At 70.1% G+C, this 5,899-nt stretch carries 6 protein-coding genes and 1 pseudogene; 4 read left to right on the top strand and 3 right to left on the bottom strand.

Features of this window, described 5'->3' with window-relative positions; translation table 11 throughout:
- Nucleotides 1-292 (bottom strand): annotated as a pseudogene (locus PKE44_RS03015) (hypothetical protein); the annotation flags it as partial.
- A gap of 91 nt (nucleotides 293-383) precedes the next feature.
- Between PKE44_RS03015 and PKE44_RS03010 the strand changes: the two are divergent.
- From PKE44_RS03010 to PKE44_RS02995, 4 genes are all read left to right on the top strand, one after another.
- A complete protein-coding gene (locus PKE44_RS03010) occupies nucleotides 384-1,046 on the top strand; it encodes a flagellar hook-length control protein FliK (RefSeq protein ID WP_324548188.1) in 663 nt (220 codons plus the stop codon).
- Between the two features lie 323 nt (nucleotides 1,047-1,369).
- Nucleotides 1,370-1,882 (top strand): CvpA family protein, encoded by a 513-nt coding sequence (locus PKE44_RS03005; RefSeq protein ID WP_324548187.1) that lies wholly within the window; start codon nucleotides 1,370-1,372, stop codon nucleotides 1,880-1,882.
- Between the two features lie 77 nt (nucleotides 1,883-1,959).
- On the top strand, nucleotides 1,960-3,471 hold the full coding sequence (purF, locus tag PKE44_RS03000; protein ID WP_324548186.1) for an amidophosphoribosyltransferase: 1,512 nt from the start codon (nucleotides 1,960-1,962) through the stop codon (nucleotides 3,469-3,471).
- 319 nt (nucleotides 3,472-3,790) lie between these two features.
- Complete coding sequence (locus PKE44_RS02995) at nucleotides 3,791-5,014, top strand: O-succinylhomoserine sulfhydrylase (protein ID WP_324548185.1); 1,224 nt, start codon at nucleotides 3,791-3,793, stop codon at nucleotides 5,012-5,014.
- Between the two features lie 7 nt (nucleotides 5,015-5,021).
- Here the strand turns inward: PKE44_RS02995 and PKE44_RS02990 are convergent, their stop codons facing one another.
- Together PKE44_RS02990 and PKE44_RS02985 are read right to left on the bottom strand one after the other, a co-directional pair.
- Entirely contained in the window at nucleotides 5,022-5,390 is a 369-nt protein-coding gene (locus PKE44_RS02990) for a hypothetical protein (RefSeq protein WP_324548184.1), read from the bottom strand.
- 59 nt (nucleotides 5,391-5,449) lie between these two features.
- The coding region (locus PKE44_RS02985; RefSeq protein ID WP_324548183.1) for an aldo/keto reductase at nucleotides 5,450-5,899 on the bottom strand (450 nt) is incomplete at its 5' end.

Here is a 5,899-nt window from a genome sequence, read left to right as displayed (position 1 = left end):
CTGCATCGATGCCGGATGTGCAGGCGTCGGGAGGAACGGAGCCGGAAACCGCCGCAGTCTCGATGCTCGGAATGCCGGCGGCTTCCACCGCGCCCTCGGCGGCTGCAGCGCCTGCGACAACTCCGGCGTCCACGCCATCAGCCGGCGCGGTTGAAGTGTCGTCTGTGGCTGCCGCAAGCATCCGTGCCGACAGTCCGGCGCCGGCCACCGACATTGCCGGGCCGCTGCCGGGCGCTGCTGATCCGCAGGACACCGGTGCTGCGCCGATCATCACGGTGTCGCCGGCCGCCATGCGCCGATCCGCGCCAGCCGGTGATCCGTCGGCGTCACAGGCCACAGCGTCCGGCATTGCCGCTCAGGCGCTGGCGGCAGCCGGAGCATCCGTGCAGGCTGCGCCGGTGGCGGCGGGGCTGGCGGAAGTCCTGGCCGCGGAAGCCGCGCCGGTCGACGCCGGGCAGTCGCCTTCGATTTCCGGGATGCCTTCGGTCACGACGACACCGGTCGCTGCCGATGCCGGCCTGAATCCGGCCGGCGTGCGCGGTGCGACCGCCAGCGACGCGCAGGCGGTCCCGGCACCGCAGGCCCCGCTGCCGGTCGCCAACCCGCGCGCCTGGGCACCGCTGCTCGGCCAGCATCTGATGCACCTCGTGCAGACCGGCGACACGCAGGCGACCGTGCGCGTCAATCCGCCGCAGCTCGGCCCGGTCGAGCTGCGTCTGGAGCTGAAGGACTCGCTGACCCACGTCAGCTTCTATGCCCACGATGCGCAGGTGCGCGAGGCGCTCGAACAGAGCCTGCCGCGGCTGCGCGAGCTGCTCGGCGCGCAGGGCCTGCAGCTCGGCCAGAGCCACGTCGGCGACCAGGCATCGCAGCAGCAGCAACAGCAGCCGAATCCGGACGGCGGCAGCATGGCCGGCTCCGGCGATCGGCGCGGCAACGGACGAAACGACGGGATGAGCGGACGGGACGAGGCGGCCGTCGTGAGCGGCGCGGAAGTCGTGCTGCCGGTGCGCAAGCTGCTCGGCGGTGTCGATCATTACGTCTGAACCGCTCTCTGAAGCGGCCTGAACCGGCCTGCATCGCAGCCATGCCGGCCGGGTTTCCGGCACCGGTCTTGTCGGGCAGGCGGTGCACCCGCATTTCGGCAGTCCGTGAGGTTGCCGGAATCTTCGGATGCTGATGCCGATACGACTGCCGTTCCTGCCGCCGATGGCGCTGTGCCGGTCCGAAACGCCGCCGCTGCAGCGCTGTCGTGCCGGATTTACATCGCTGCGCATGGCCCCGAAGGCATCCGGGTTTGGACGGGCCGGCCGCTCTGATAGAATCCGCGCCCTCGCCGGGCAGCCCCGAGCCGGCACGGAAACTCCGCGTGCCGCAAACGATGAACTGGGCCGATTACGCCATCCTGATCCTGATCGGCCTGTCGATGCTGCTGAGCCTCTGGCGCGGCTTCGTGCGCGAGGTGATCTCGATCGTCACCTGGGTGCTCGCCTTCTTCCTCGCCTTCAATTTTTCCGATCTGGCGCTGGCGCAGCTGTCGCACTGGGTGACGCTGCCGGAAACGCCGTCGATCCGTCAGCTGATCGGTTTCGCGACCGTGTTCGTCGGCACGCTGTTCGTCGGCGGCATCGTCAACCTGCTGATCGGTCAGCTGGTCGATGGTTCCGGCCTCGGGCCGACCGATCGCATGGTCGGTTCGCTGTTCGGGCTGGCGCGCGGCGTGGCGATCGTGGCGCTGCTCGTGATGCTCGGCTCGCGCACGGCGCTGGTGCGCGATCCGTGGTGGCAGCAGTCGATGCTGCTGCCGCACTTCCTGCCGCTCGCCGAGACCCTGCACAGCTGGCTGCCGCCGGAAGTGGCGAGCGGCGTCGTGTTCCGCTAGGCAGCGCCGGCGCCGAGCGATCGATGATTCCCCCCACCGGCGGCTGTGCGGCCGTCCCAGCCCGAGAGTAAGCAACCATGTGCGGAATCATCGGCATCGTCGGGCACGGCCCGGTCAACCAGGTGATCTTCGACGGGCTGACCGTGCTGCAGCACCGGGGTCAGGACGCCGCCGGCATGATGACCTGCGACGGCGGCCGGCTGTACCTGCGCAAGAACAACGGTCTGGTGCGCGACGTGATCCGCACCCGCCACATGCTGCGCCTGCTCGGCAGCATGGGCATCGGCCACGTGCGCTACCCGACCGCCGGCAGCTCGGATTCGGCCGAATCGCAGCCGTTCTACGTGAACTCGCCGTTCGGCATCGCGATGGCGCACAACGGCAACCTGACCAATGCCCACCGGCTGCGCGAGGAACTCTTCCGCAGCGACCGCCGGCACCTGAACACCGATTCCGATTCCGAGGTGCTGCTGAACGTGTTCGCGCACGAGCTGGCGCGCAACGGCCGGCTCAGCGTCGAGGCCGATGATGTCTTCGGCGCCGTCCGGCGCCTGCACCAGCGCGTACGCGGCGCCTATGCGACCGTGGCGATGATCATCGGCTACGGCGTCGTCGCGTTCCGTGACCCGAACGGCATCCGGCCGCTCTGTTACGGCCAGCGCGAGACCGAGGACGGCGTCGAGACGCTGATCGCCTCCGAGAGCGTCGCGCTCGACTGCCTCGGCTTCCGGCGCGTGCGCGACCTCGAACCGGGCGAGGCGATCTTCGTCAGCGTCGACGGTCAGGTCTTCACGCGCCAGTGCGCCGAGGCCCCGCGCCATTCGCCGTGCATCTTCGAGTATGTGTACTTCGCGCGGCCCGATTCGATCATCGACGATGTGCCGGTGCATCAGGCGCGGCTGGCGATGGGCGAGAAGCTCGCCGACAAGATCCTGCACACCTGGCCGGACCACGACATCGATGTCGTCATCCCGATCCCGGACACCAGCCGCACCGCGGCGCTGTCGCTCGCGTACCACCTCGGCGTGCAGTTCGCCGAGGGCTTCATGAAGAACCGCTACATCGGGCGCACCTTCATCATGCCCGGCCAGAAGCAGCGCAAGAAATCGGTCAAGCAGAAGCTCAACCCGATCCCGTTCGAGTTCAAGGACCGGAAGGTCCTGCTGGTCGATGACTCGATCGTGCGCGGCACGACCTCGGGCGAGATCATCCGCATGGCGCGCGAGGCCGGGGCTGCCAGGGTCTATTTCGCATCGGCCGCGCCGCCGGTGCGCTTCCCGAACGTCTACGGCATCGACATGCCGGCGGTCGAGGAACTGATCGCCGCCGGGCGCAGCGAGGCCGATGTCGCCGCGGCGATCGGTGCCGACCGGCTGGTCTATCAGGATCTCGACGACCTGGTCGCGTCGGTGCGCGTCGCCAATCCGAAGCTCACGCAGTTCGACACCTCGTGTTTCACCGGCGAGTACGTGACCGGCGACATCGACGGCCAGTACCTCGCCAAGCTCGAACGCGAGCGCAATGACCTCGCCAAGGCCGGGCGCGACTCCGAGGAGCACAGCGTGCCGGAGCTGCACAACGTCAACTGAGCGTTCCCTGAGCGCCTGCTGCCGGGCCGCCGCCGCGCTTGCCGGCGGCGGTGCGGGCGGGTAGCTTGGCGCCCCGGTCCGCAGCCTTTGCCGGACTCAGGACCCGCGGCGGCCCTCGCCGTCGTGTGCATCACCCGGACCGGGACGGTCCGGCGCGCCGATTTGTGCAGCTTGCAGGCGCGTTACAAATCTCGCTAAAGCGCGGGCCGGACCCGACTTTAGCGCGAGCTGATCGCGGGGCGGGCGGCCCGGTCGCCCGCCGCAACTTTTCCGGGGGCGCGCCAGTAAAGCTGCGCTCCCGTACCGTGGAGCGACGCGCATGACCGCAGACCTGATCCCCGAGCTTCCGGATGCCGCCGACGATGCGGCGCTGGCCTTCGCCTCGCTGGCCGTGCGTGCCGGCCAGAGCCGCAGCGCCGAAGGCGAGCACTCCGAGGCGATCTACCCGACCTCCAGCTACGTGTTCGACAGCGCCGCGCAGGCCGCCGCGCGCTTTGCCGGCGAGGAACCGGGCAACATCTATTCGCGCTTCACGAACCCGACCGTGCGCATGTTCGAGCAGCGGCTCGCGGCGCTCGAAGGCGGCGAGGCCTGCGTGGCCACCAGTTCAGGCATGGCGGCGGTGCTGACCGCGTGCATGGGCCTGCTGAAGCAGGGCGACCACGTCGTCTGCTCGCGCGACGTATTCGGCAACACCACGGCGCTGCTGAACAACTTCCTCGCCCGCTTCGGCGTTGCCACCACCTACGTGCCGCTGTCGGACACTGCGGCCTGGCGCGCGGCGCTGCGCCCCGAGACGAAGGTGCTGTACCTGGAAACGCCGTCGAACCCGCTGATGGAGCTGGCCGACATCCGCGAACTCGCCGACATCGCCCACGGCCACGGTGCGCTGCTCGTCGTCGACAACTGCTTCTGCACGCCGGCGCAGCAGCAGCCGCTGGCGCTCGGGGCCGACGTGGTCGTGCATTCGGCGACCAAGTACATCGACGGCCAGGGGCGCTGCGTCGGTGGCGCCGTGGTCGGCAGCAAGGCGCTGATCGAGAAGGACATCTTCACCTTCCTGCGCAACGCCGGCCCGACCATGAGCCCGTTCAACGCCTGGGTGTTCCTGAAGGGGCTGGAAACCCTGCCGCTCAGGATGCGCGCGCATTCGGCCGCCGCGCTCGAACTCGCGCAGTGGCTGGCCGTGCACCCGGCGGTGGCGCGCGTCAACTATCCCGGCCTCGAAACCCACCCGCAGCACGCGCTGGCCCGCCGCCAGCAGTCGGGCTTCGGCGGCGTGCTGAGCTTCGAACTCGAGGGTGGCCGGGCGGCGGCGTGGTCGGTGATCGACGCGGTGCGCATGATCTCGATCACCGGCAACCTCGGCGACACCAAGAGCACGATCACGCACCCGGCGACTACGACGCACGGCAAGCTCAGTGCCGAGCAGAAGGCCGCGGCCGGCATCACCGAAGGCCTGATCCGCGTGTCGGTCGGGCTGGAGGACGTGACCGACATCCGCCGCGATCTCGCGCGCGGGCTGGATGCGCTTGCGCGCTGAACCTGCCTCAGTCGTGGCGCGCCTGCGCGGCGTGCGTGGCCGAGCAGTACACCTGATCGCCGGCCTCGACCGGCGACAGCACCCGGCCGTGCCCGTCGCGCGCGCCCTGCGCGATCCGGCAGCCGCACACCGGGCATTCGTATTCGCAGCCCTGTTCGAGCAGCGCCGCGAGCGGGATCGGGCCGGGGGCGAAGGCATCGAACTCGGGCATGCGCAGCACCGATTCGACCGCCTCGGGCGCGATGCCAAGCTCGGCGGCTCCGGCCGCGACCGCTGCCGGCCGGTCGGCAGCGAACACGAAACAGCCTTGCTCGCCGGCTTCGGGATAGATCTCCCAGGCGAGCAGGGCAGGGGAGGGGTGATCGGCGGCGGTCATTGGCAAGGGCTCCGGAGCGGGGGCGTACAGGATAACCGCCGTGCTGCCGGGCGCACGGATCAGGCGTTCAGCAGCCCCATCATCGCCTGCGGATAGCGCAGCCCGGCTGCGGCCGCGCGCGGGAAGACCTGTTCCAGCGTCTGGCGCGTGGTCTCGTCCAGTTCGATGGCGAGGGCCGCCAGGTTGGCGCGCAGGTTTTCGGGGCGCGTCGTGCCGAAGATCGGCACGATGTGCGGCCCCTGCGCCAGCACCCAGGCCAGCGCGAGTTGCGCCGGCGTCACGCCGCGGGCCGCCGCCAGACTGCGCACTTCATCGACCAGACGCAGGTTGTGCGCGAAGTTTTCGCCCTGGAAGCGCGGGCTGTGCCGGCGGTAGTCGTCGGGCGCGAAGTCCTCGGGCGAGCGCAGCGCGCCGGTCAGGAAGCCGCGCCCGAGCGGGCTGTAGGGCACGAAGCCGCAGCCGAGCCGCGCACAGGCGGCGAGCACCTCGTCCTCGGGGTCGCGCGTCCA

Origin of the sequence: Plasticicumulans sp. (assembly GCF_035331805.1) — a bacterium.
GTDB lineage: Bacteria > Pseudomonadota > Gammaproteobacteria > Competibacterales > Competibacteraceae > Plasticicumulans.
This window is presented reverse-complemented; position numbering and strand designations above follow the sequence as displayed.